Source organism: Methyloparacoccus sp. NF-16 (assembly GCF_056880625.1).
In genome coordinates, this window is sequence record NZ_CP174130.1 from 137,220 (window position 1) to 163,286 (window position 26,067).

21 protein-coding genes are annotated in these 26,067 nt (G+C 65.8%); 9 read left to right on the forward strand and 12 right to left on the reverse strand.

All coding sequences use genetic code 11. The annotated features are described in order from the left end of the window. The first annotated feature begins 45 nt into the window (after positions 1–45). Genes ACH5N8_RS00635 through ACH5N8_RS00645 form a run of 3 tightly spaced genes read left to right on the forward strand, consistent with a single transcriptional unit; the run spans position 46 to position 3,355 of the window. Positions 46–714 (forward strand): TonB family protein, encoded by a 669-nt coding sequence (locus tag ACH5N8_RS00635; RefSeq protein ID WP_483282101.1) that lies wholly within the window; start codon positions 46–48, stop codon positions 712–714. A 49-nt stretch (positions 715–763) separates the two neighbouring features. Further along, entirely contained in the window at positions 764–2,584 is a 1,821-nt protein-coding gene (locus ACH5N8_RS00640; RefSeq protein WP_483282102.1) for a putative porin, read from the forward strand. Positions 2,585–2,596: 12 nt separating this feature from the next. Next, positions 2,597–3,355, forward strand: coding sequence for a hypothetical protein (locus tag ACH5N8_RS00645; RefSeq protein ID WP_483282103.1), 759 nt, complete (start codon positions 2,597–2,599; stop codon positions 3,353–3,355). 316 nt (positions 3,356–3,671) lie between these two features. Here the strand turns inward: ACH5N8_RS00645 and ACH5N8_RS00650 are convergent, their stop codons facing one another. Both ACH5N8_RS00650 and ACH5N8_RS00655 read right to left on the reverse strand, forming a co-directional pair. Then, positions 3,672–5,921 carry an esterase-like activity of phytase family protein gene (locus ACH5N8_RS00650; protein ID WP_483282104.1) on the reverse strand — a complete coding sequence of 750 codons (2,250 nt, stop codon included), beginning with the start codon at positions 5,919–5,921 and terminating at the stop codon, positions 3,672–3,674. 159 nt (positions 5,922–6,080) lie between these two features. After that, positions 6,081–8,090 carry a PhoX family protein gene (locus tag ACH5N8_RS00655; protein WP_483282105.1) on the reverse strand — a complete coding sequence of 670 codons (2,010 nt, stop codon included), beginning with the start codon at positions 8,088–8,090 and terminating at the stop codon, positions 6,081–6,083. A 285-nt stretch (positions 8,091–8,375) separates the two neighbouring features. Between ACH5N8_RS00655 and tatA the strand changes: the two genes are divergently transcribed. Together tatA and tatC are read left to right on the forward strand one after the other, a co-directional pair. Beyond that, entirely contained in the window at positions 8,376–8,585 is a 210-nt protein-coding gene (gene tatA, locus ACH5N8_RS00660; protein ID WP_460027275.1) for a twin-arginine translocase TatA/TatE family subunit, read from the forward strand. Positions 8,586–8,693: 108 nt separating this feature from the next. After that, complete coding sequence (gene tatC / locus ACH5N8_RS00665; protein WP_460027274.1) at positions 8,694–9,494, forward strand: twin-arginine translocase subunit TatC; 801 nt, start codon at positions 8,694–8,696, stop codon at positions 9,492–9,494. A 117-nt stretch (positions 9,495–9,611) separates the two neighbouring features. Here tatC and ACH5N8_RS00670 read toward each other — a convergent pair whose 3' ends face one another. Genes ACH5N8_RS00670 through ACH5N8_RS00680 form a run of 3 tightly spaced genes read right to left on the reverse strand, consistent with a single transcriptional unit; the run spans position 9,612 to position 15,336 of the window. Further along, positions 9,612–11,042 carry a TolC family protein gene (locus ACH5N8_RS00670; protein ID WP_483282106.1) on the reverse strand — a complete coding sequence of 477 codons (1,431 nt, stop codon included), beginning with the start codon at positions 11,040–11,042 and terminating at the stop codon, positions 9,612–9,614. After that, complete coding sequence (locus tag ACH5N8_RS00675) at positions 11,035–14,217, reverse strand: efflux RND transporter permease subunit (protein ID WP_483282107.1); 3,183 nt, start codon at positions 14,215–14,217, stop codon at positions 11,035–11,037. The genes ACH5N8_RS00670 and ACH5N8_RS00675 overlap by 8 nt, the downstream gene beginning before the upstream one ends. 21 nt (positions 14,218–14,238) lie before the next feature. Then, complete coding sequence (locus ACH5N8_RS00680; RefSeq protein ID WP_483282108.1) at positions 14,239–15,336, reverse strand: efflux RND transporter periplasmic adaptor subunit; 1,098 nt, start codon at positions 15,334–15,336, stop codon at positions 14,239–14,241. Positions 15,337–15,643: 307 nt separating this feature from the next. Between ACH5N8_RS00680 and ACH5N8_RS00685 the strand changes: the two genes are divergently transcribed. The 4 genes from ACH5N8_RS00685 (at position 15,644) to ACH5N8_RS00700 (ending at position 18,237) form a co-directional block, all read left to right on the forward strand. After that, a complete protein-coding gene (locus ACH5N8_RS00685) occupies positions 15,644–15,976 on the forward strand; it encodes a hypothetical protein (protein ID WP_483282109.1) in 333 nt (110 codons plus the stop codon). 47 nt (positions 15,977–16,023) lie between these two features. After that, positions 16,024–16,296, forward strand: a complete 273-nt coding sequence (locus ACH5N8_RS00690; RefSeq protein WP_483282110.1) for a hypothetical protein — start codon at positions 16,024–16,026, stop codon at positions 16,294–16,296. Positions 16,297–16,502: 206 nt separating this feature from the next. Continuing rightward, positions 16,503–16,895, forward strand: coding sequence for a hypothetical protein (locus tag ACH5N8_RS00695; RefSeq protein ID WP_483282111.1), 393 nt, complete (start codon positions 16,503–16,505; stop codon positions 16,893–16,895). Between the two features lie 115 nt (positions 16,896–17,010). After that, positions 17,011–18,237, forward strand: a complete 1,227-nt coding sequence (locus ACH5N8_RS00700; protein WP_483282112.1) for a PP2C family protein-serine/threonine phosphatase — start codon at positions 17,011–17,013, stop codon at positions 18,235–18,237. Positions 18,238–18,287: 50 nt separating this feature from the next. Here the strand turns inward: ACH5N8_RS00700 and cax are convergent, their stop codons facing one another. The 7 genes from cax to ACH5N8_RS00735 all read right to left on the reverse strand — a co-directional run bounded on the left by cax (position 18,288) and on the right by ACH5N8_RS00735 (position 25,960). Then, the gene (cax, locus tag ACH5N8_RS00705) at positions 18,288–19,385 is read right to left on the reverse strand and encodes a calcium/proton exchanger (protein WP_483282113.1); all 1,098 of its coding nucleotides are present in this window, start codon (positions 19,383–19,385) and stop codon (positions 18,288–18,290) included. Positions 19,386–19,485: 100 nt separating this feature from the next. Further along, positions 19,486–20,667, reverse strand: coding sequence for a methionine adenosyltransferase (gene metK / locus ACH5N8_RS00710; protein ID WP_460028151.1), 1,182 nt, complete (start codon positions 20,665–20,667; stop codon positions 19,486–19,488). Next, positions 20,664–23,729: a cation-translocating P-type ATPase gene (locus ACH5N8_RS00715; protein ID WP_483282114.1), complete on the reverse strand. Its 3,066-nt coding sequence runs from the start codon at positions 23,727–23,729 to the stop codon at positions 20,664–20,666. Before ACH5N8_RS00715 ends, metK begins: the two co-directional genes overlap by 4 nt. 78 nt (positions 23,730–23,807) lie before the next feature. Further along, on the reverse strand, positions 23,808–24,206 hold the full coding sequence (locus ACH5N8_RS00720; protein WP_483282115.1) for an HMA2 domain-containing protein: 399 nt from the start codon (positions 24,204–24,206) through the stop codon (positions 23,808–23,810). A gap of 30 nt (positions 24,207–24,236) precedes the next feature. After that, on the reverse strand, positions 24,237–24,713 hold the full coding sequence (locus tag ACH5N8_RS00725) for an HMA2 domain-containing protein (RefSeq protein ID WP_483282116.1): 477 nt from the start codon (positions 24,711–24,713) through the stop codon (positions 24,237–24,239). A 5-nt stretch (positions 24,714–24,718) separates the two neighbouring features. Beyond that, on the reverse strand, positions 24,719–25,057 hold the full coding sequence (locus tag ACH5N8_RS00730; RefSeq protein ID WP_460028147.1) for a DUF5132 domain-containing protein: 339 nt from the start codon (positions 25,055–25,057) through the stop codon (positions 24,719–24,721). Positions 25,058–25,129: 72 nt separating this feature from the next. Beyond that, entirely contained in the window at positions 25,130–25,960 is an 831-nt protein-coding gene (locus ACH5N8_RS00735; protein ID WP_483282117.1) for an EcsC family protein, read from the reverse strand. Between the last annotated feature and the right edge of the window lie 107 nt (positions 25,961–26,067).

The following is a 26,067-nucleotide window of genomic DNA, read 5'->3' on the forward strand; positions in this document are numbered from 1 at the left end:
TGCCGACATGGCCGGACCCGCACCGGGCACCGGGGAGCGTGGCGCATGAAACACCGGTTTCTGCTCAAGAACCTGCCCTGGATCGCCGGCCTGGTGCTGGTGCTGATCGTGGCGGTGCTCGCCTATGTGTTCCGGGACCTGTTCGAGAGGCCGGCGCAGACGAAGAAACAGGTGCAGCAGATCACCGTGGTGCAGCCGCCCAGTCCGCCGCCACCGCCGCCGCCCAAGCCGGACATCAAGCCGCCGGAGGTGAAGGAGGAAAAGCTGCCGGAACCGGAGCCCGAACCCGAGCCGGAAACGCCCGAGCCGGAGCCGGAACCCGCCGACGCGCCACCGGGCGATCAGCTTGGCGTGGATGCCGACGGCGGTGCCGGCGGCGACGGTTTCGGGCTGGTCGGCCGGAAGGGCGGTGCCGGCCTGGTCGGTGGCGGGGGCGGCAACGCCATCATCTGGTACGGCCAGCACGTCCAGCGCGAGCTGACCAGCGAGCTGGATCGCAGCCTGCGCGACCGCGCCCGCGCCAACAGGTACTCGGCCGTGGTGCATGTCTGGATCAGCCCCAACGGCGAGATCACCCGGGTGGAGCTGGCCAATTCCAGCGGCACGGCGGAGATCGACGAGGCCCTGAGACAGGCCATCGCCCAGATTCATGGCCGGCTCAAGCCGCCGCCCGAGCGCATGCCGCAGCCGCTGAAGATTCGCATCCGCACCTGACGCGCCCATCCGGCGCGCGCCAGGTTTTCCCCATCGTTCGAGTGATTCCATGAGCAAGCACATCCCGGCCCGACGGGCCGCATCACCGATGACCCGCCGCTCCGCGCTGGGTCTCTGCATCACCCTGGCGCTGGGCGGTTCGACGGAGGCCGGCGCCTCGACCGAGAAGGAGGAATTGCTCAAGCTGCGCAACACCACCCTGAACCTGATCGACATGCTGGTCGAGCAGGGCGTGCTGGACAAGAACAAGGCGGCGGTGATGGTGAAACGCGCCGAGCAGAAGGCCGCCGACGAGGCCAGGACCGAAACCCGCCGGGAAGAACCCGCGGAAGGCCGGACCGCGGCCGCCGGCGCGGGCTCCGCCGTCGCCATGCGCAACCTGCCGGACGAGCCGTCCACCCGCGCGCCTGGCAAGGGGCCCGTGCGCGTGACCTACGTGCCGGACTTCGTCAAGGACGAGATCCGTGCCGATGTCCGCAAGCAGCTCAAGGACGAGGTGGTGAAGGAGGTCAAGGCCGAGGCCAGGAACGAGAAGTGGGGCATCCCGGCTGCCTTGCCGGAGTGGGTCAGCAGGATCAAGCCCTATGGCGATATCCGCCTGCGCTTCGAGGATCAGCTGTTCGGCGCCAACAACGTGCCGAACGCCTATTTCAACTGGCCCCTGATCAATGCCAGCGGCGGCCTGGCCAATACGCCCAATCCGTTCCTGAACACGACCCAGGACCGCGAACGCTTCCGGGCGCGCGTCCGCTTCGGTTTCGAGACCCAGCTGGTCGAAGGCGCCAAAGCCAACGTGCGGCTTTCGACCAGCAACGACCGCAGCCCCATCACCACCAACCAGACCATGGGCCAGACCGGCGAGCAATGGGAGGTCGCGCTGGATCGCGCCTTCCTCCAGTACGACTATCTGGACGACGAGGGTCACGACTGGTTCAGCCTGTGGGGCGGGCGCACGCCGAACCCCTGGTTCAGCACCGACAACATGTTCGACCAGGATCTCAACTTCGAGGGTTTCTCGGGCACCTTCCGCTTCCCCTTCAGCGACATGAACGATCCTGAGCTGCGCGGCTACAACGCGCCCAACACGGCGGGCCGGCTGTGGTTCCAGAACCTGAACCAGGGCTTCACCAAGCCGAACGAGGTCTACCTGACCGGCGGTTTCTTCCCGCTGCAGGAGACGCCCTTCAACGCCGACTGGAAGTGGATGGCGGCCGGACAGACCGGCTTCGACTGGCTGTTCTACACCGACTCACGCCTCAAGACCGGCGTGTCCTATTACAGCTTCCACAACACCCAGGCGCGCCTGAATCCGCCGGGCAGCACCGTCAACGACTGGACGGCGCCGCAGTTCTTCACTTTCGGCAACAGCCTGGCGCAGATCAGCAACGACCTGGAGCCGCTCGACGCGCCGCGCCTGGTGGGCCTGGCCTCGCGCTTCGATGTCCTCGACATCATCGCCCAGTACGACTACACCGGTTTCGCGCCCAACCATATCCTGCTGACCGGCAACTATTCGAACAACCTGGGCTTCGACCGCGAGCAGATCTACAACAGCCTGGGCCGGGATATCGAGCCGCAGACCGATGCCTGGCAGGTGCGCCTGGACGTCGGCCGTCCCGACATGCTGCGGCTGGGCGACTGGAATGCCTGGGTGGCCTACAAGTATCTGGAGCGCGACGCGGTGTTCGATGCCTGGACCGATTCCAACTTCCACCTGTCCGGGACCAACGCCAAGGGCTATGTCATTGGCGTCAACTATGGCCTGGCCAACAACATCTGGGCCAACCTGCGCTGGCTGTCCAGCTCCGTCATCACCGGTCCCACCTATGACGTCGATGTCCTGCTGGCGGACATCAACGCCCGTTTCTGACCTGACTCAAGCATGAAGCGCAATCCGATTCCCGGTCCGGCCGGGGCCGCCATCGTGGCGGGCGTCCGCCGTCCGCCCTTCGCTCGCGGCTGGGTGGCGATGGCCGTGCTGGCGGTGCTGCTCGGGCCGGCCGAGGCCGCCAAGAAAGGCGATCCCGATATTGTCCAGACCCTCAACAAGGCCCAGGGCATGCTCCGCCAGCTGAGTCAGGAAAAGGCCGAGCTGGAAGCCCGGCAGGCCGAGACGGCCAAGGCGCTGGAGGACGCCCAGCAGGCGCTGGACGCCAAGCTCAAGGAGAACCAGCAGCTGCAGGCCGATCTCAAGCAGAAGACCGACCTGCTGACGGCCTTGCAGCACAACAACGAAATCCTGAAGAAGAACAACGAGGTGCTCAAGACCAATCACGAGAACCTCAAGAAACACTGCGCCGAGCAGATGGACAAGGCCCGCGAGCAGATACAGCAGCTCGGCGGCGATGTGCGCAACCACCAGCACGACAACGCCCTGCTGGTGAACGCGGTCAAGGAGCGCGGCCGCTGGATCGAGCAGTGCACCCAGCGCAACCAGCAGCTGATCCGGGTCAACCGGGAGATCCTCGACAATTTCAACAACCAGAGCTTCTGGGAAAACCTCAAGGAAGCCGAGCCGCTGACCGGCATCGGCTCGGTCGCCCGGGAAAACCGGATCGAGGAATATCGCTACCGCCTCAACGATCTGCGCGTGACGCCCTGGCAGGACAGCGAGACCGGCGGCGGCCAGCAGCAGCCCTAGCGCATAGCTGCATCGCCGCAGCGGGCGGGCCGGCAATATCGCCGGTCGACAGGCTGGGCGCCGGGCATGCCGGCCATGCGCATGTCCGGCACATGGGCGGACCGGCGTTGTCGCGGATGGGGAATCCGTCCTCATCCCGACGCCGTCGAGTGCCACTGGCTCGCGCCGGAATACCCGCACCTTCGATCAATTCACCAGCATCTGGAGCGGTAGCCGGACAGGGTTGTCGCCGTCATCTGAATTTTTCGGGTACCCGATGGCAAACCGCCTGGCCGTTACCGGCCGGGCGGTTCGTCAGCCAGGCTTGTCGGGTGTCTCAGAAACCGAAGACCCGCCGCCGGGAACCCAGATCGCGGAACTGGGTTTCGCCGGTGGAGTCGTCGACGCCGTCGTTGTCGGTGACCATGTATACCCGGCCGCCGGCGCTGAGGGCCAGCCCTTCGGGCTTGTCCTGTACCCAGCCCCTGGGCGCCTGCAACACCGGCAGCAGATCGAGGGCGGCCTGTTTCGTGAGGGTGGGCAGGCTGCCGCCACGCGCCACCGGCTCGATGCCGGCCACCGAGAAGGTGTAGAGCTTCTTGATGGCAGCATTGTCGCCACGCTGGTTGTCGCGCTCGATTACGGCAAAGCGGTCGCTACCCAGGTAGGTGAGCTCGGAGAGTCCCACCCAGCCGCCGGCGGGCGATGCGGCGGGGTCCAGCGGGTAGCGGTAGAAGGCCCAGCTCTTGCTGGCCGGCGTGTAGCGGCCGATCTTGACGTAGCCTTTGTCGTCGTCCTTCCATTCGCGCTGGAAGGCGACGTAAACCTGCTCGTCCTTGTCCGAGCCGACCACGGCCACGCCCTCGTAGCCGTTGGTGGTTTTCTTGGCGTCCAGACTGTCGGGCAAGGTAATTTCCTCCTCGACCACGCCGGCCGCATTGGCCCGGATCAGCAGGTTCCTGCGGCTGTTGTTGCCTTCCGAGGCCAGCCAGAAGCCGCCGTCGGCCCGTTGCGCCAGACCTTCGATATCGTAGTCGCACGTGTTGCAGTTGGTCAGCGTCACGGCCGAGACGATGCGTGCCGGCCGGCTGCTGATGTCGAGGGTGTAGAGCTTGGGTTCCTTGTAATAGGCGTCGTGCGCGCTGTAGAGCCGGTTGGGATTGTTCCTGTCGCCCGCCAGCGCGGACAGCGCACTCCAGGGAATCGGCGTACCGCTGGCATCGTCCTCCGAGACCAGCGTCGGATAGCTGGCCGGGCCCCACTGCAAGCGGAAGATGTTGATGCTGGCGCGCAGGCCGATCTCCCGATCATCCAGTTCCGAGGCGGCGATGAAGAGGTTCCGTTCGGGAATCGCCTTGAGGCCCTCGGGACTGGCCGTCGTCGGCAGCAACTGGACGAATCTGGGCTCTCCCGTCGGGCTCGTCCTGTAAACGGCGACGAAATTGCCGCGCTCCGAGCCCACGAACAGGAAGCCGTCCAGGCCATATCGGGCAAATGTGATGCCTTCCGGCTCGCTGCCCTTGTTTTCCGACCGGCTTTCCGGATAGTGGCCATGGCGAACGGCGATGTGCTCGTAGCGGTTGCCGGCATCCTGCACCAGGCCGCTCATCATGTTGAACACGGACCATCCGCGGCTGCCGCCCCGCCAGTCGCCCTCGTTGGCCGTCGCCACGTGCATGTCGTCGATCCAGGTGACGGCGTCGGCCTCGCGGGCAACCCCCTTGAGCGAACCGGTCAGACGGATCACGTCGTCCTCGACCGTATCGATCCGGTCCAGATCGACCGTGCCCATGGGATAGTGATTGAGAATCCTGCCGTCGCGCAGGTTGACGAACACCAGGTGGTTGTTTTCCTGCAGGGTGACGGCGGCGATGTTGCGGCGGTTGATGTCGACATATTCGGGTTCGGCATCCTCCGGCGCGACGCCGGCGAGCCCGCTCAGCGCCACCTTGCGGGTGGTCCAGCTGCCGGGCTGGCCCTTGAGGTCGACGACCATCAGGTGTCCGCTGGGTAGCTGGGGCAGGTCGCCGTCGTTCACATCCTCGTCACGCTCGTTTTCGACCGCCACGGCGGCATAGCGTCCATCCGGGCTGATGGCGACGGCATCGGGCTGGCCCTGCATGTCCAGTTCGGCGAGGATGGCGCGGGTCTTGAGGTCGACGACAACCAGCTTGCCGGAGGGCGAGGCAAAGCTGGGCGAGGTATTGACCCCCACCAGCGCATGACGCCGGGTGATGGCCACCGAAGTCGGTTCGCCACCCACCGGCATGACGCCGTCCACTCGCGGATCGGCGGGATTGGCGATGTTGACGAAGCCGATGCGTTCGCCGGGGCTGTCGGTGTAGATCAGCGTGCGGCCATCCTGGCTGACGTCCAGGATCTCGGCGGCGTTCACCTGGCTGGCATCGGTGTTCCGGTAAACCGGCAGGGTGGCGATGCGCTCGAACTGGCGGCCATTGACAACCGGTGCGAATGGCGGTGGCAGCGTGCCGGGGCGATCGAACAGACCGGCCTGGGCAACGCTGGCCTGGATGCCGGCCAGTGCCATCGCCAGGGCGGCGGCAAGCGTCGTTTTGCGGGAAGACATGGGCGTGTTCCTGTGGTGTGTTGAGAGACGGTTGCGGCGTGTGGCGCCGGCGGTCGGTGCCCGCGCCCGGAGTGGCCGGGCGTGCCGATGGTGTCCGCGAGGGAAGCGCGGGGCTGGCTGCCCCGCGTTCGCCGATGGGTCGGAGGGCGAGGGTTGCCGTCAGGTGCCGATCACGCCGCCGTCTTCCTTGCGGATGACGATGGTGGCGGCGCGCGGACGGCCCTTGGGACCATAGCCCTGGGAGAAGGGCCAGGAGCTGATCTTTTCCGGCGTGGCCGGATCGTTCTTCTCGCTGTCCGGCTCGCCCGGATGCTGGATGTTGATGAACATCGAGGTGCCGTCCGGCGTTTCGGTGATGCCGGTGATCTCGCAGCCCTTGACGCCGGTCAGGAAGCGCCGGATTTCCCGCGTTTCCAGGTCGGCGCACAGCATCTGGTTGTTGCCGATGTTGGCGTACTCGTTCTTGCCGACGACGCTGGTGGAGATGTCGGTCTGGATCCACAGGCGGCCGTCGCGGTCGACCCAGAGGCCATCGGGGCTGCCGAAGGCGTCGCCGTTGATGTTGCCCCGGTACTCCGGTTTGGTCTGGGTCGGGTCGCCGCAGAGGACGAAGACATCCCAGGTGAAGGTCGCCGATGCCGGGTCGCCGTTGCGCTCGCGCCAGCGGACGATGTGGCCGAAACGGTTGTCCGGGCGGGGATTGGCCTCGTCGATGGGCGGCCTGGCGGAGCCGGCGCTGGTCGTGCCGTCCGGCTGGTTCGCCGACTCGGGGGTGCTGCCGCGGCGGTTGTTGTTGGTGCAGGTGACGAAGACATCCTTGGTGTTTTCGTCGACGGCGATCCATTCCGGGCGGTCCATCATGGTGGCGCCGACCCGGTCGGCCGCCTGGCGGGTCTTGATCAGCACCTCGGCCTGGTCGGCAAAGCCATTTTCCGGGGTCAGGCCATTCTGGCCCCAGACCAGCGGAATCCATTCGCCGATGCCGGCCATGTCGCTGGGCACATGACCGGCCTTGAACCTGGCGACATACAGGGTGCCCTCGTCGAGCAGGTTCGCGTTCACCCGGCGGTTGTTCGGCCGGAACCGGTTGGCGGAGACAAACTTGTAGATGTACTCGTTGCGCTCGTCGTCGCCCAGGTAGACCACGACGCGCATGTCCTTCGCCAGCGTTACCGTGGCACCCTCATGCTTGAAGCGGCCCAGCGCCGTGCGCTTCCTCGGCACGCTGCGCCTGTCATAGGGATCGATCTCGACCACCCAGCCGAACCGGTTGGGCTCGTTCGGGTGCAGGTCGGCGCGGAAGCGCTCGTCGTGCTCGTGCCAGCGGTAGCCGAAGCCGCCCTTGGTGATGCCGTAGCGGTTCTGATGGCTGGTGGGGGTGCCATTTTCCAGGGAGAAGTAACCGTTCCAGTTTTCCTCGCAGGTCAGGTAGGTGCCCCAGGGGGTGTAGCCGTTGGCGCAGTTGTTGAGGGTGCCCAGGGCTGCCCGGCCGGATGCGTCGGCCGCGGTCTGCATCAGCGGGTGACCGGCGGCCGGGCCGCTGATGCGGATCGGCGTGTAGGCGGTCAGGCGGCGCGCGTAGCGGGAAGGACGCACCACCTCCCAGGCGGAGCCAGTGGATTTGACCTCAACCAGCGACACGCCATGCGCCGCCTGGCTTTTTCTGACCTTATCCGCCGTCCACGGCGTCATGCCGCCGACATGCAGCAGGCCATCGTCGGTGTATTCGTGGTTCACCGCCAGGATGCCGCGGCTGGAGCTGGCCTTGCGGCCGGGCATCGGGTACGGCAGCGGGAAGAAGTGCATGCCGTCGTGATGCATGCCGGCCTGCTGTTCCTGCTCCTCGGCGGTGTTGCTGGCATCCGGCCTGAATTCGGGGCCGTTCGAAATGGGGTCGCCCCAGGCGTAGAGGACCTGCACGGCATGGTTCCTGGGAACCTTGACCACGTCCTCGCTGGAGACGGGGATGCCGTCAAAGCCGATGGCCGGGCTGTCGAAAGCCTCGCTTCTGGGCGTCCAGCTCAGGCCCGGCAGGCCAAGGAACGAGGCCACCGCCAGGGCCGAACCGCCCTTGAGGAGTTCGCGGCGACGCGGGTCGATTTCGACCAGGCTGTCGAAGTGGGGGTTGTCGGACGTGTTGCAGATGCTGTCGACATCGTGCTCGGCCATGGGTATCTCCGTGCTTCAGGGTTGCGGGGGGTCGGTGCCGGCCGCTGGAGCTGTGTGACCGGCCGGGAATCCCGGAAGATAGAGGCCGCATGTGACTGTGTGGTGACTGCCGCTTGACGAGTCGGTGAAGATTTGGCGACGGCGGGACGGATGCTGCGGGAGGGGCCGTTTGCCCCGGCGATTTGTCATAATTGCCCGCTAGTCTGTAGGGTCACCCTGGCGGTTGCCGGCGGAGCCCGGCAGCCGGGGCGTTTTCTTTCATCCTGATATTTTTGCGAGGCCATCATGGGCATTGGAATCTGGGAGTTGCTCATCATTTTCGCCATCGTGCTGGTCCTGTTCGGCACCAAGCGATTGCGCAACATCGGCGGCGATCTGGGCGGGGCGATTCGCAGCTTCCGCTCCGCCATGAGCGGGACCGAAGCCGAGGATGGCGACAAGCCCCATCGCGCCGATGCCGAGGCGGCGGACAAGCCCCCGCAGGACAAGGGTTAGCCGGCATGGTCCTGGCGGGTTTGACCGGGGTGCCGTCGCCGGCGACCGGGATGACGTGTGACGGTCGCGTGTGCCGGGGTCGCGTTGCCCTGCCGGCGGGAGGCGGGCATGGCTGACAGGGAGGGCAGGACCGACAACCGGGACGAGGAACAGCCGTTCATCGCCCATCTGATCGAACTGCGCGATCGCATCCTCCGGTCCGTGATTGGCGTGGGGCTGGCGTTCGCCGCGCTCGCCTATTACGCCAACGACATCTATGCGCTGCTGGCCGAGCCCCTGCTCAGGCACATGCCGGCCGGCACGCAGATGGTGGCCATCGACGTGGCGTCGCCCTTCTTCACGCCGTTCAAGCTGACGCTGGTGGTGGCGCTGGTGCTGGCCGTGCCCTGGGTGCTCTATCAGGCCTGGGCCTTTGTCGCCCCCGGCCTGTATCGGCGGGAGCGGCGGCTGGTGCTGCCGCTGCTGATCGCCAGCACCGTGCTGTTCTATGCCGGCATCGCCTTCGCCTATTTCGTGGTGTTTCCGCTCATGTTCGGCTTCTTTGCCGCGACGACACCCGCCGGTGTCACCATGATGACGGACATTTCCCGCTATCTGGACTTCATCCTGACCATTTTCGTCGCCTTCGGCATCGCCTTCGAGGTGCCGATCGCCACCATCCTGCTGGTCTGGAGCGGTATCGTCAGCCGTGCCTCGCTGGCGGCCAACCGGCCCTATGTGATCGTCGGCGCCTTCGTCATCGGCGCCATCCTGACACCTCCGGACGTGATTTCGCAGACCTTGCTGTCGCTGCCGATGTGGTTCCTGTTCGAGGCCGGACTGTGGCTGTCGCGCTTTTTCGGTCCCGGTGACCCCCGGCGGGAGGACGACGAGATCCCGCAGCTGGAGCCGCCGGACCCGCCGTCCTGATGCCGGGCCTTGCCCGGCGGGGCGAGGCCATGACCCACCTTCCGGCGCGTGGCGGCCGGGTTCCGCCGCGCCCCCATGACGGGGATGCCCCCGCCCGGGAGGGCCCGTTCCGCGCGGCTAGAGCCAGCCCCCGCCAAGCGCCTTGTAAAGGTCCACCATCGCATCGACCTGCTTCTGTTTGGTCTCGATGAGATCCTTCCTGGCTTCCAGGGCATCCCGCTGGGTCAAGAGCACATCGAGATAGTCCGCGCGGGCGGACCTGAACAGTTGGTTGGCGACATCTATCGACTTGACGAGCGAGTCCACCTGTTGCCTCTTGAGCGCGTAGTTCCTCTCAAGGTTGTCGATGTTGGCAAGCTGATTTGCCACCTCGGCACAGGCGTTCAGTATCTTCTGCTCGTATTCGGAGGCGGCCTGAATCTGCCTGGCATTCGCGTTCTTGTATTCGGCGATGATGGCATTTTTGTTCACCAGCGGGGCCACCAGTTCTCCGGCGACCATGGCCGCCAGCGACTCGGGGGTATTGACCAGGTATTTCAGCAGGAAGGCATCGAAGCCTATGCCGGCCTTGATGCCGAAGCTGGGGTAGAAATTGGCCCTGGCCACATCGATATTCAGGTCGGCTGCCGCAAGCCCGAATTCGGCTTGCCGGATGTCCGGACGATTTTGCAGCAGCTGCGAGGGGATGCCGGCGCGGAGGATTTTCGGCTGCATGTCCATGAAGCTGGTGGAGGCCCGCCGGATGGGCTGGGGTGTCCTTCCCAGGAGGACGTTGAGCCGATTCTCGACCACGGTGATCTGCTGCATGATGTCGAATCGCTTGCTCTGGTTCTTCGCCACCTCGGCCTCGTAGCGCTTGACCGCGAGGCTATTGGTTCTGGCGAAGATCTGCAGCTGCTTCACCACCTCCAGGCCGTTCTGCTGGATCGCGATGTTCTGGTCCAGATTCTCCAGCTGATTGTCCAGGGCCACCAGCTCATAGTAGGCATGGGCGACTTCCCCGACCAGATTGGTCAGCAGGAAGTTTCTGCCTTCCTGGCTCGCCATGTACTCCAGCACGGCCACTTGCGCCGCATTCCTGAGCTTTTTCCAGATATCGATTTCCCAGGTCGAGAAGAGCCCGAACTGGTAATTGCCGAAAAAGGTGGGGAAGCGCTGGCCATCCGGCAGCCTGAGAAAATCCTCGATAGCTCCCCTGAAGGTGTACTTCCCGACCTTTTCGCCTTCCGCCCCGGCGCCCATGTTGACGGATGGCAGATAGGCACCCCGCCGTGCCTGAATCTCGTTTTCCGCGATGCTGATGCGTTGCAGCATCATGTTCACTTCCTTGTTGTTGGCCACGGCAATATCGATCAGGCTTGACAGGTGCTGATCCGCGAAGAAATCCCGCCACTTCACGGTGGCTGAACTGGATTTCCCCGCAAGGCCTGGCTTGAAACTGTCCGGCAGACGAACCTCGGCTGTCCTTGCCGTCAATTCCGGAATCCCGCAGGCCGGCAAGGCCAGGCCTGCAAGGATCAGTGCCAGCAGCCGGACAGCGCTAGCCATGATGATGCTCGTCGCCCGGACCATATTGATAGGTCTCGGTGAAGGGGCTGACATCCTCGTCGCGGATCAGCCGCTTGCCTTCCGCCATGCTCGCGAACAGGTAATAAAGCCCCGGTATGAGGAGGACACCGAACAGGGTGCCGAAAACCATCCCGCCCAGGGCGGAGGTACCGATGGTGCGGTTGCCGACCGCGCCCGCACCGCTGGCCAGCGCCAGGGGAACCAGACCGGCGATGAAGGCAAAGGAGGTCATCAGGATCGGCCGGAAGCGCGCCTTGGCCCCCTCGATGGCCGCATCCCTGACGGACATGCCCTGCGCTTGCTTCTGCACCGCGTATTCGACGATCAAGACCGCGTTCTTGCCCAGCAGGCCGATCAGCATCACCAGGCCGATCTGGGAATAGACATCGTTGGCAAGACCGGTTTGTTGCAGCAGGAAGAGTGACCCGAAGATACCGGCCGGCAGGGACAGCAGGACGGCCAGTGGCAGGAGAAAGCTTTCGTACTGCGCCGCCAGCACCAGGTACACGAACACCAGGACCACCCCGAAGATCATCAGCGCCTCGTTGCCGCGGGCGGCCTCGTCGAATGACAGGCCTTCCCAGGCAATGTCATAGCCGCGCGGCAAGGTTTGCGCGGCGACTGCCTGGATGGCATGGATGGCCTCGCCGGTGGTGTGGCCGGGGGCAGGTTCGGCGCGAATGGCCGCCGAGTTGTAGAGGTTGTAGCGCGTCAGCTCGTTGGGGCCCTGTTTCTTCTTCATGGTCATGAAGGCGGAATACGGCACCATCTTGCCGTCCTCGTTCTTCACGTAGTAGTTCAGCACATCCTCCGGAAAGCGCCTGAATTCCGGCAGCGCCTGGGTATAGACCTTGAAGAAGTTGTTGAATCGGATGAAGCCCTGCTCGTAGGTGCTGCCGATCATGATGTCCAGGTTGTCCATCGCCTTGTCGATGGAAACGCCCTTCTGCATGGCCAGCCGGTTGTCGATGACCAGCTCATACTGGGGATAATTGGCCGCATAAAAGGTAAACAGGCCCGTCAGTTCCTGGCGCTTGCGCAGCGCTGCCATGAAGTCCTGGTTGATCCTGTCGAACTCGTCGTAACCGGTATCCGACGTCTTGTCCAGCAGACGCAGGGCCAGTCCGGACGCCGCGCCGTAGCCCGGAACCGCCGGCGGCTGAAAGAATTCGATGATGGCGCCGAAGTCGTGGGTTCTTTCTTCCAGTTCGTGGATGATGTCCTGCACCGAGGACTTGCGCTCGGTCCAGTCCTTCAGGTTGATGATGCAGGTGCCGGCATTGGAGCCACGGCCTTCGGTGAGGATTTCGTAGCCGGCCAGCGAGGAAACCGATTGCACGCCTTCGACCTGGCGGGCCACGCTTTCCAGTTCCCGTGCGACCTTGTTGGTGACTTCTATCGTGGAGCCGGGCGGCGTCTGGATGATGGCATAGAGCATTCCCTGGTCCTCGCCGGGAATGAAGCCGGATGGCAAGGTTTGACTGACGAGCAGGATGCCGAGGGAAAAGCCAGCCAGGGCCAGAAAGGTCACGATGCGTCGGGCTACCACGAGGTGCAGCAGGTTGAGGTAACGTCCTGTGGCCCTCTCGAAGACATGGTTGAAGCTGTCGATGAGGCGACGGATGGGCGTCCTCTTTCTGGGTTGCGCGTGAGGACTCTGGAGAATCATCGCGCACAGGACCGGGGCAAGCGACAGGGCCACGATCGCCGAGATGACGATGGACGAGGCCATGGCAATCGAGAACTGGCGGTAAAAGACGCCGACCGGTCCGCCCATGAAGGCAATGGGAATGAACACCGAGGTCATGACCATGGTGATGGCGACGATCGCGCCGCCGATTTCACCCAGAACCCGTTGTGATGCCGCGTAGGGCGATAGCTGCTCGGTTTCCATTTTGGCGTGCACCGCTTCGACCACCACAATCGCGTCATCGACCACAATCCCGATCGCCAGGACCAGGGCAAACAGGGTGATCAGGTTGATCGAAAGCCCGAAGGCCGACATCACGGCAAACGAGCCGATCAGGGAGACCGGCACCGCCAGGATGGGAATCAGGGTGGAGCGCCAGTCGCCGAGGAACAGGAACACCACCAGGGTCACCAGCACGAATGCCTCGACCAGGGTGTGCAGCACCTTGTCGATGGAGGCCTCCACAAACCGGGAGACATCGTAGGAGATTTCGTAATCCATGCCGTCGGGGAACGAGGTTTTCAATTCCCGCATTTTTTCCTTCACGTCGGCAATGACCTTGCTCGCATTGCTGCCGTAGTTCTGCTTCAGGACGATGGAGGCGGAGGGGTAGGAATCCTTATCGGAATAGATGTTGTAGAACTCGCTGTTCAGATCGACCTTGGCGATATCCTTGAGATGCAGGAACTCGCCTTCCGCATTGGCGCGGATGATGATGTCCTCATACTGCTCGGGCTTGTTGTAGCGGCCCTGATAGACCAGCACATATTCCCTGGACTGTGCGGCCATCCCCGTGCTCTGCCCGATCCGGCCAGGCCGGCCGATGATGCTTTGCCTGGCGATGGCATCCATCACCTCCTCGGTCGAAACGTTATAGGCCCGCATCCGGTCCGGGTTCAGCCAGATCCGCATCGCATACTGGCGACTGCCCAGGATTCTTGCCTGGGCGATGCCGAAGACGCGCTGGATTTCCGGAATGACGTTGACGTTGGCGTAGTTGAACAGGAATTTCTGATCCGCGTGCTTATCCTTGCTGTACAGGTTGATGTACATGAGCATGCTGGGCTGGACCCGCTCGACGATGACGCCCTCCAGCTGCACCAGCGCCGGCAGGCGGCTCATGACCTGATCCAGGCGGGTCTTCACGTTGACCATCGCGATATTGGGGTCGACGCTCAGGTCGAACAGCACCTGAAGGGTGGATTCCCCCGCGCTGGTCGCATCCGAAACCATGTATTTCATGCCGGGAACGCCGTTGATGGCGCGCTCGATCGTGATCAGGGATGACTGCACCAGGACATCGGCGCTGGCGCCCGGGAACGACAGGGAGATGGTGACGCGGGGTGGCGCGATATCCGGAAACTGGGAAATGGGCAAGGAACGGATCGCCAGCAAGCCCAGGAACAGGAACAGCAGCGACAGCACGATCGCCATGACCGGACGTTTGATGAAGATAGTGAACATGGCTTGCTCCGTGCCGGAGGTTCATTCGGCGTACAACTCGAGTTCCGAGCGGATCTTTGCCGGTGCCAGCAGGTCGATTTCCACCGGTTCGCCGGCATGTACCTTGCGCAGTCCTTCCAGCAGGATCCTGTCATCGTCCTTCAGGCCATCCCTGACGATGAACAGATGCGGCACCGAGGCATCGATGTGGATGAGCCGCTGCTCCAGCCGGCCTTCTGGCGTGACGATGAAAACGTAGGTCTTGTCCAGGATCTCGAAGGTGGCCTTTTGCGGGATCAGCATGGCATTCGGGTACGGCCTGGCCATCAGGATCGTGCCGGTCTGTCCATGGCGCAGCAGTTTGTCCGGATTCAGGAAGGTGGCACGAAATTCGATGTTGCCGGCCGTATTGTCAAAGTCCGCCTCGATGGTTTCGATGAGGCCGGCCTGATTGAACAACTCACCGTTGGCCATCCGTAGCCGCACCTTCGTCGGTTCGTTGCCGTGCCTGTGGGCGATGTAATCCAGATACTCCGCCTCCGGGACATTGAAATAAACCCATAGCCGGCTGATGTCCGACAATGTGGTCAGCAGTGCGCCTTCGTCCAGCAGGCTGCCGTTCCTGGCATACAGGCGATCCATGATGCCGTCGAAGGGCGCATTGATGTCCGTGAAGCTCAGGTGGGTTTCCTCCAGCTTGACCTCCGCCAGCGCCTTGTCCAGTTTTGCCTTGGCGAGCGCCAGCTCGTTGGGCGACACGATGTTCTGATCCGCCAGGCCTTTGGTATTCAGGTATTCGATGTTCATGTTGTTGGCCTCGGCCTTGGCCTTCATGAGTTCGGCCTGATAGATGTTCGGCATGATCTTGAACATCGGCTGACCCTGGCGCACCGCCTGTCCTTCATCCACAAAGATATGCTGGAGATACCCCCGCTCCAGGGCCCGTATCTCGATGTGCCGGATGGCGCGAATCTGGCAGACATATTCCCGGATGACGGTCGTGTCCTCGCGTAGCGGAGTCGTCGCCGCCAGTTTGGGCGGCTGCTCGTGCCGCTCGAGTTTGTCTCGATGGCAACCCGCCAGCAGGATGCCGATCACGCTGGAAACCAGGAGTGCTCTGACGAAGGTGTTACGGTTCATGGGGCAACATGAGGGCGGGGGCCTGCGCAAAACCAGGCTTGCAGCCGTGGCTGCGGCGAGGGTGGTGGATTGGCCCGTCTGAAGCGCTGTGGCGCGCCACGCCCATCGGGGAATGGCGGGTCATCATGGCCAGGGTTGCCGCGGGTGCGTGGCTACCGGAAAGGCCGTCGGGGGGGGCCGGGATTCTGCATCGGGTTTCATATGCCCGATGGGCCTTGGCTGTCAGGGTCAGGCTGCGAGAATGACGACGGTTCTGTGGCATGGGGTCAGCGGGGTCATCGCGTTGGCGTGCCCGCGGGTAAGCAGCATGCGTGCCGAATTCGACAACTTATTGAAAAACATGGGTATGGCTTGTGCGTCCGGTCGCATGGCCAGCGCCGGGCTGGTTGAGAACCACCGGATTGGGCCGGTTAACGGCAGCGCGGCCGTCGAGAGCATCCCGATGCGCGGCGACCCGGCGCCCCGGGGTTCGCGTGCAGGCATCGATAGCCGATGTATGGTGAAACCGGGACGCAAGTTGCGGTCTGCTGGCCGGGTCTGGCCGTGGCGTGCGGATGGCTTCCCGGGGCTGCCGGGCGTTATTGACGAGGGGGAAACAGACCTGCCCTCATCGGCGTGTCCGGATTGCGGGCTGCTGTAACCTGCCAACCGTTAGTCTGGTCTCCCCCCATTGACGGAGTCCGCACCATGAATCACATCACCGAACGCGGGATTCTCCAGGCCATGCTGTACCAGTCGAGCGAAATCCAGATGCCGCGGGTATTGAGGATTCATCGACGGCTGGAAACGGGCGACAGGCTGAATGACGACGATCTGACGTTCCTGTACGAGGTTTGCCGGTCGGTGGAGCGCATGCGGGTGCTGGTGCTCCGCCACCCGGATTACGAGGATTACTGCACCCGCTCGGTCTATCTGCTGCGGGAAATCTCCTCCCTGGCGCTTGCCAATGAACGGGCTTGATCCGGCGCGAGGGAAACCTCGGGCCCATGTGACCAAACGGTGAAAAGCGATCGTTCGCGTGCGTCGAAATGCCGCGGCTCCCGGGTGCGACAGCCGCCGCGCACTTTGCTAGCTTTCAACTGTCAGTCAGACGACAGGCGGCGGAACCGGATCGTGACAGGTGATTCCGCCATCGACGGGAATCCAGACCCTCTTGGAGGTGACGCATGAGCAGAAACAGAAACAGCAAGGCCGCGGAACCGGAAGCCATCCCCGACAGCACTGCCGATGCAGCGGCGACGCCCGAACTGGCCGCCGTCGAGGTGGAAGCGGAGCGAGGTCTCAATGTCGTCGTGCAGTCGGTCAAGGCCGGCGCCGAGGCGGCGGAACAGGCCGCCAACCGTTTCGGGGCAGGCTTCCGCAAGGTGGCCTACCGGGGCGTCTACTACGTATCCTTCGGCGCCACTTTCGGCGCCCTGGTGGCCGCCAGGCTGGTGCCGCAGGGCAGCTGGGTGGGCGATGCCATCGCCGATGGCGCGTCTGCCGCCAGGCAGGCGTTCCGCGAGCAGGCGGCGCGACGGGTCGAAGAGGACATGACGCAGGCGCCCACCCCGGCCTGAGCGCGGCCCTGTCCATCACGCCGGCAGTGCGGACATGTCCGCACTGCCCTTTCCATCCGCTCCGTTGCCGCGACCAGGCCAGGCTCTCCACCCGGTCGATGGGCCGGCATCCGCCATGACGACACTCGTCGATCTGATCGAGCACCGCAGCGCGGTGGCCGCCGACGCCACGCTGGGCGAGGCGTTTCATGCCTTCAGCCAGCACACGCATGCATTCATGGCGGTCGTCGATGGCAACCGCCTGGCGGGGCTGTGCGCCCGCAACGACCTGGGCATGCTGCTCGGGTCGCAGTACGGATTTTCCCTGTTCGCGCACAAGCCGCTGACGGCGCACCTGCGGCCCGGTCCGCTGCTGCTGCTGGCGGATACCGACCTGCACACCGCTTTCGGACAGGTCTTCGCCCGCGATGGCGAAACCTTCTACGACGACGTGCTGGTGATTGGCTGGGGTGGGGCGTTGCTTGGCCTCGTGCCCACGCAGACCTTGGTCAGGCTGCAAAACCGTTTCCACCGGGAGAGCATCCGCCTGTTGCAGGAGAAAGGCGCGGAGCTGGCGTTGAAGAATCAGCAGATCAAGGCCGATCTGCGCCTGTCGCGCGAACTCCAGCAGGCCCTGCTGCCGGCCCGTTACCCCTGCTTTCCTCCGCAGGCCGCGCCGGAGCACAGCCTGTTCCGTTTTCAGCATGTCTATCGCAGCGTCGGCATCGTCGGCGGGGATTTCTGCCATGTCCAGCCGGTGGCCGAGCGGGTCGCCGGCATCTGCATCGCCGATGTGATGGGGCATGGGGTCAGGGCGGCGCTGGTCACCTCGATGCTGCGGGCCCTGCTGGAGGAACTGGGCCCCCTGGCCGGTTCTCCCAGCCGGCTGCTGACCCAGCTCAATCGCGAGCTGGCCAGCATCCTTGGCGGCGCAAGCCATGACGTGGTCTACGCCACCGCGCTCTACCTGACCGTCGACGCGGATGCGGGAACGGCCGTGCTGGCGACCGCGGGACATCCGCCGCCCATCCGCATTTGCCGCCAGACGGGCCAGGTCGAGAGGCTCCGGGATGACCATGCCGGGACGTTGCTGGGCTTCTTCGACGACTTTGCCTGCGGCGAAACGCGCGCGCCCTTCCTGCCCGGCGATACCCTGGTGTTGTTCGCCGATGGCATTGTCGACGTGGAAAGCGCGGCCGGCGAGGCCTTCGGGGTCGAGCGCCTATGCGCGGCGCTGGCCGCTGGCATGCAGCGTTCCACCCCGGAGCTGCTGGAGCAGCTGCTGCGGAATGCCGCCGACTTCGCCGACGGCAAGGCTTTCACCGACGATGTCTGCCTGATCGCCGTGGACCGGACCTGTTAGCCCGGCCCGCCGGGCTAACAGGTCCGGTCCCGTGCACTCGGGGTTGTCTGTCAGGCCGGCAGGTGCACGAAGAAGAAGGCGATCCCGAAGATCACGTAGCAGAACAGCAGCAGCGCGCCTTCCAGCCAGTAGGTTGCCCCGTCCTGGAACACGAACAGGGCGATGAGGATGCCGGTCAGCACCGCCACCACCTCGAACGGGTCGTAGAGATAGATGAGCGGCTGGTCCGTCATGAAGCTGGTCAGCACCAGCAGCGGCGCGACGAACATGGCGATCTGCATGCTGGCCCCGACAGCGATTTCCAGGCTGATGTTGATCCGGTTCTTGCGGGCCATGAGGATCGCCGAGGCATTCTCGGCGACGTTGCCGACCAGGGGCACGATGATGACGCCGATGAAGGCCTGGGGGAGGCCGAGCCTCTGCGCGGTACCTTCGACCGTCTCGACCAGCAGCTCGCTTTGCAGTGCGACCAGAGCCGCGCAGACGGCCAGTACCGCCAGCGCCGTTCGCAGGCTCCATTGCGGTGGCTCGCCATTGCCATTGCCGTTGCCGTTGCCGTTGCCGTTGCCGTTGCCGTCGTACTGGACGAACAGGTTGCGGTGCGTCACGAAGGAGAAGGTCAGGCCCAGCACATAGATCAGCAGCAGCAGCGCGGACATGGCCAGGCTGAGCACCGTCAGCCCCTGCTCGACATTGGCCTGGCCCTCCCGGGTCATCTTGAAGGCCAGGGGTACCACCAGGCTGACGGCGGCGAAGCACAGCAGGGAGAAATGGCTGCGGGCGATGTTGCGATCGAAGCTCTGGAACTTGTGGAGCATGCCCCCGGCCAGAATGCTCAGCCCCAGCACCAGCATGATGTTGCCAATGATCGAGCCCACCATGCTGGCCAGCACCAGGCCGTACAGGCCCGTCTTGACCGCGAAGAAACCGATGAAGAGCTCGGGTATGTTGCCCATGGTCGCATTGACCAGGCCGCCGACCTTGGGGCCGGCATAGGCCGCGATCTGCTCGGTCGCCTGGCCGATGATGATGGCCAGGGGGACGATGGCAAGGCAGGCGGTGGCGAAAATCCAGGGATCGTCGGCCTCCAGCCAGCGCAGGATCAGGGAGCCCGGTACGAACAGCAGCAGCAGCTTGATGGGGTTCACGGGCATCCCTGTCGGCCAGGCCGGCGTGCAAAATCAATCGGCTATCGTAGCGGCGGCAGGTAACAGCTTGATGGCTGGCCAGGGCTCGCCGTGCCGGCGCTCAGCGCAGGCTGTCCGCCCTGTCGGTCCGTTCCCAGGGCAGGTCGGCATGCCCCATGTGCCCGCGGATCGGCAACTGCTGGTAGAAGCCGGGCCTGTGCCGGGCCGGCAGGTGGCGGAGATCGAAGTCGCGGATGATGGCTCCCAGGCGGAAGTCGAACGCTTCCCGCAGCCGCGTGCCGATGTCGGCGTCGGCAATGGTGCCGGAACCGAAGCTCTGTACCCGCACGCTGATCGGGCCCGCATGGCCGATGGCATAGCTCAGCTGTACCTCGCACTCCTCGGCCAGCCCCGCCGCCACCACGTTCTTGGCGGCATAGCGGGCCATGTAGGCGCCGACCCGATCCACCCGCGAGGGATCCTTGCCGCTCAGGGCCGATCCGCTGTGGCGGGCGTAGGCGCCATAGGTGTCGGCGGCGGTCTTGCGGCCGGTCATGCCGGAGTGCGAGCCCGGCCCGCTCTTCGGAAACGCGCCGCGCGGATTGACGAAGATCTCGCTGGCCGCGTCCGGCTGGATCGGATCGTCGGCGAACAGCGGCTGGATGACGTCGGCCAGCAGATGGGCGCGCAGCTCGGCCCCATCGACCGGCCTGCCGGCCACGCTGCCGGCGACGATGGTGATGCTGGCGACCCGGGCCGGGCGGTTGTCGTGGTACTCGATGCCGACCTGCACGGTGCAGTCCGGCGACAGATAGCCGAGCCGGCGTTGCTGGCGCGCCCGCGTCAGGCCGTTCGCCAGCCGGTTGGCCATGCTGATCGGCAACGGCATCAGTTCCGGCGTCTGCCGGCAGGCATAGCCGAATACGGACACCTGGCTGTGGACGGTCAGCCGGTCCAGCTCGGCCGGGCTGAGATCCCGCTCGTCGGCCTGTGCCCGCTGTTCCTGGGGCATGGCGATGAGGCTGGTCAATACCGAACAGTTGGCGGCGTCGAAATCCTGCTCCCGGTAGCCGACCTCGCCCATCACCGCGCGGGCCACCTGCGGGATGTCGATGTTGGCCTGGGTCGCGAAGCGGGCGGCCAGGAACAGCACGTTCTTCGACAGCGCGCATTCGGCGACGATGCGCGAGTAGGGATCCTTCTGCAGAAAGCGGTCGACCACCGCGTCGCTGATGCTGTCGCAGAGCCGGTCGGGATGGCCATCGGTGACGGATTCGGAGGTGAAGAGAAAGCGACTGGTCATGGCGTCTCCGGAGTCCGGGCGGGGCGCAGGCCCTTGGCGGCCTCGTTGATGAGGAAAGGGGCAGCGCTGCCGGCCAGGATCAGCAGCCAGTCGGCCGGCCCGAGGGGCGACAGTCGCAGGAGCCGGCGCAGGGGCGGCAGGAAGACCGCCATTACCTGTACCGCCAGCGAGCCGCCGATGGCCAGGCTCAGATAGGGATTGCCGGGGCGCCGGTGGTCCAGCACGGTCGTGGTCTCCGAGCGGCAGCTGATCGAGTGCAGAAACTGGGCCAGCGTCAGGGTCATGAACAGGTTGGTGCTCGCCTGCGGTCCCATGCCGTAGCGGGTCAGGCTGAGGCCGAAGACGCCGAGGCCGCCGGCCGTGATGGCCGCCGACTCGCGCAGCAGCCGCAGGCTATCGGCGCGGCTGATGATCGGCTGGCGCGGATCGCGGGGCGGCTGTTTCAGCACATCGCGCTCCGGTGGTTCCAGGGCCAGCGCCAGGGCGGGAAAGACGTCGGTGACCAGGTTGATCCACAGCAGCTGCATGGGATTCAGCGCCTCGCCGAAACCCAGCGTGGTGGTCGCCAGCATCAGCTCGATCTCGCTGAGGTTGGTCGACAGCAGGAACCGCAGGCTCTTGCGGATGTTGCTGTAGATGGTCCGGCCCTGCTCCACCGCGGTGATCATGGTCTCCAGGTTGTCGTCCTGCAGCACCACGTCGGCGACCGAGCGCGCCACCTCGGCGCCCTGCCTGCCCATGGCCACGCCCACGTCGGCCGCCTTCAGCGCCGGGCCGTCGTTGATGCCGTCGCCGGTCATGGCGATGACGCGCCCGCCTTTCTGCAGGGCCTGCACGATGCGCAGCTTGTGGGCGGGGCTGACGCGGGCGAAGATGGTGGTGTCCTCGACGATGCCGGCCAGCAGCTCCGGCTCCAGGCTGTCGAGCCTGACGGCATCGAGGATCTCCAGCGGCCGGCGGTGGTTCAGGCCCAGGCGGCGGCCGACGGAGTAGGCGGTGGCGCTCTGGTCGCCGGTGATCATGACGGTCTCGATGCCGGCCGCGTGGAATTGCGCCATCAGCGCCGGCGTGCCCGGCCGGATGATGTCCTCCATGCCGATCAGCCCCAGCCAGACCAGGCCATCCGGCGTTTCCGCCGTCCCGCTGCCGCCATGGCCATGGGCGACGCCGAGCACGCGCAGAGCCTCGCCGGCCAGGTCCTCGTTGCGCGCCAGGATGGCCTGGCGGAGCCTGCGGGTCAGCGGCCGTCGCTCGCCGCCGCACTGCCATTCGCGGCACAGGGCCAGGACCTCGGCCGGGCTGCCCTTGACCGCCACCCAGTCGCCCCCGGATGCATCCGGGTGCCGGCTGAGCATGTAGGGCCGCTGCTCGGCCCGGTGCTGCAGGGCGCCGAGCGGGCGGCGCCGGCGCAGCGCCGGCACGTCGATGCCGCCCTGCAGGGCGGCTTCCACCAGCGCGCATTCGGTCGGCGAGCCGTCCAGGAGCGGACGGTCGGCCCCGGGGGCGATGACCACCTCGCTGCAGAGCGCGACCACCTCCAGCAGCTGCCGCACGTCGGCATGCCCGGCGACGGCAACGGCTTGGCCCTCGGCGTCGAGATACCGGCCCTCGGCCAGCGACAGCTGGAGCCGCTCGGTTTGCAGGGTGACGACCTTCATCTGGTTGAGGGTCAGGGTGCCGGTCTTGTCCAGGCACAGCACCTGTACCGAGCCCAGGCTTTCCACCGCCGGCAGTTGCCGGATCAGCACCTTGCGGCGCTGCATCTCGCGGATGCCGAGCGCCAGCGTCGTGGTGGCGACCGCCGGCAGTCCCTCGGGCACGGCGGCCACCGCCAGGGAGACGGCACTGTTGAGCATCGCCAGCCAGCCCTGGCCGCGCAGCACACCGATGGCGAACACCAGCACGCAGATGCCGGCGCTGAATGCCGCCAGCTGCACGCCCATGCGATCCAGCTGGCGTTGCAGCGGCGTTTCCGGCGGGGCGACCTCGCCGACCAGCGTCTGGATAGCGCCGATCTCGCTGGCCTTGCCGGAGGCGGTGACCACTGCCAGCCCGCTGCCGCCGGTGACGACCGTGCCCATGTGCACCATGTTGACGCGCTCGCCGAGCGGGGTTTCCGCGGCGCACAGCGTGGTGGCCGTCTTGGCGACCGGATGGCTTTCACCGGTCAGCGCCGACTCGTCCAGCGTCAGGTGGCTGGCTGCCAGCAGCCGGGCATCGGCGGGAATGTAGGCGCCGGGCGTCAGCACCAGCACATCGCCCGGCACCACCGCCTCCAGCGGCACCTCGACACGCTGGCCGTCGCGAACGGTCAGGGCGTGGCTGGGCAGGAGATTGCCGAGCGCGTTGATGGTCTTTTCGGCCGAACTTTCGGTGAGGTAGCCGATCAGGGCGTTGAGCAGCACCACCCCGCCGATGACCACGGCGTCGGCGAACCCGCCGGTGGCGATGGACACGGCCGCCGAGACGCCGAGCATGGCCACGGGGATGTTCAGGAACTGCCCGGCCAGCATCTTCAGGGTCGAGCGGCGCGTGTGATCGTCCAGCCGGTTCGGCCCGTACACGGCCAGGCGCTGCCGCGCTTCGGCGTCCGCCAGACCGGTTTCGGCGCTGTGCCAGTGGCTCAGGGCCGCCGCGGCGGACTCGGCGTGCCAGGGACGGCGCTCGGTTGCCGCCATCGCGGGTGGCGCGGCCGGGATGCGGTCCGCACCGTGGCTGTGCCGCCGCCCGGGCCGGCGGGTGGCGGGCGGACGGCGGTGGCGGGTGGTATCGCGGCTGGCCGGGGCCTGAGCCGGGCGTTCGGCGGCTGGCACCGGGATGGGACCGACGATGCTCTCCAGATCGTGCAGCAGCCGCTGGATGTCCGCCTGCCGCGGATCGAACAGGATCAGCAGCGAACCGGTCAGCGGGTTGCCGCGCGCGGCGGCGACATAGCCGATCTTCAGCACCGCGTGTTCCAGTCGCTGCCGGTTGGCATCCTGCCGGTACAGGGCCGGCAGTCTCAGCCGCAGGCGCCCGGGCGAGACAGGCTGGACGACCGCGGTGGCAATGTTTCGGCGCATGCCGTCCTCGTCGGATGGGAAGGGGGGCCGGAGCTGCCGCGGCGGCGTCGGGCCGGTTCAGGGCGCGTGATGGCGTGCTCAGGCACCCAGCATCAGCGCCAGCGCGACACCGGCGATGATGTTGCCGCCGATGCTCACCAGCAGTTCGCGGGTGAAGAACGCCGCCGGCCGCATCTTGCCCAGACGCGGATTCTTGTGCTTGAGCGAGATTTCCACCTGGCCGGCAACGATGGCGTGGACCGCCGCGCGCACCAGCTCGATGACCTCGGTTTCGCTGTGCAAGGCCGGGTGATACTTGATCAGCAGCGAGCCGGTGACGACATTGGCCTCGGCATGGTAGATGCCGCGGCTGTCGCGGCCGCGCAGCAGGGTCTGTTTCAGCAGTTCGGCATAGGTCTGCCGGTAGCGCAGCATGGGAATGGACAGCCGCAACCGGTTGGGAACCTTGTTGTGTACCAGGCGGATCGAGTCAGGCATGGCGCGCTACCGGTCGTGGGTGGATATCCTTCATTTCGGGTTCCGGCCATCCATGTCGCGGAGGATTTCCACGGCTCGCCACAGCAGGGGGATGGCCGGCTGCATGATGTTGCCGCGCCACAGCTGCTTGACGCCCAAGGCCAGGAACAGCAGGAAGAACACCGAGTGGGCATCCAGATGGCCGCGACTGCCGGTACTGATCCACTGGTTGACCTCGTGCATCCGCGCGGAGAACTGTTCACCCACGGTCTTCAGGGGCGGTGGGTGGTGGTCGAGCCGGAACACACGGTGCTTGCGGGCGTAGGTGGCCAGACGGTCGAGATTGCCATGTTCCGCGAAGGCGATCAGGGCGCTGGCGGCGCGGCTGTTGCCGTGCACCTCGGCAACCCCGGGGCACCGGCGCAGAAAGTCTTCCAGCTGGGAGAAGAACAGCCCGTCGCCGCGACGCGCTGGCAGCTTGATGCGGGCGCGCCCGGGAATGGCGTGCACGACATGGGCCTGCAACATGGCCGCTACCCGGCAGATGTCCCGCTGACGGCGTCCTCCGCCGCTTCCGCCGCCTCCTCGGCCTCGGCGAACCCGGCGGCTTCGAGACCACCCTTTTCGGCCACCAGCTCGGCGCGTACTTCGGCCACCAGATCCTCGAGTTCCTCGCCGGCCTCGGCGATGGCCTCCCGGCCGCGCTCGATCAGCAGCAGGCCGGACTTGATCGCCGCCCGCGCCAGGGGACGCCCGACCGAGGCCAGTGCCGGCAGCGCCGCCAGGCCCAGCGCCGCCACACCCAGGCCCAGGGCCACGCCCCTGGCGGTTTCGTTCTTCAGGAGCTCATCGAGTTGGGAGCGTATTGCCATGGCGTCGGACCTCGCATTGCGGCAGGGGGTGAACGTCGCGTCCGGGCAAGCGGCGCGGCGGGGTTCGGGGGATCAGTCGGCCGGCAGGGTCGGCAGGCCTTTCTGCCGCCGCTTGAGCCGGGCATAGTGGGCCTGGACCACGGCGGGGCTGTAGGTTCGTTCTAGTCGGCGCAGGGTGAAATGTCCATGGGCCATGGTCTGGAAGTGCTCGATGAACAGCCTGTTGATCATGGCCCCGCCGGCCGCCCCGACCAGGGGCACCAGCTGCGCCGCCGTCTTTTCCGACAGCATCAGCCCGAAGCGCTGGGCCAGCGTCTGTACCAGCTGCACCAGCGCCGGCGGTTTGCCCAGCCCCGCCTGACCGACCTGGGCCAGGTAGCGGCTGGCCTCCGCCACCGGTACCTCCAGCGCCAGGCGCAGTCCGTAGTAGCCGGTGTCCGCGGCATCGTCCAGGTCGCTGCGGCCGCCCAGGGCGAAGACCTCCAGACAGGCCAGCCGGGTTTCCAGGCTGGTCATGTCCTCGCCCTCGCGACGGGCGATGTCGGCGATCGAGCTCAGCATCACCGCCGTGGTCAGCGGCAGCTCCATCAGCAGGGCCGGCCCGCCGAAAAAGCCGCCCGCGGCCCCGGCCGCCATGCCCAGCCAGCGGTGGCCCCGGTCTCCCGGCAGCCGCCGCGCCACCGGCCGGGTGCCCTGCTGGAGGACCAGCCCCAGCGCGCTGTCCACACAATGTTCGGCGGCGCGATGCAGGCGCCGGCGCCAGCGCTCGGGCAAGAGGTTGATCCCCAGCTCGATCGGCGTGCCGACGATGCTGTTCAGGCGGGCCGCGAAACTGGGATTCTCCAGGGCTTTGAAGGCGCGTTGCAGGGCTTGGTAATCGGCTTCGGTCAGGGAGCGGGTCATGGCTGGAAGCGACGGGAGCGGAGGGCGGTTTCCACTCTAACCCGCTGCCGGCGTAAACGCTAGAAACCTACCCGTGCACCATGACAGCTTGATGACGGTCGGCGGCA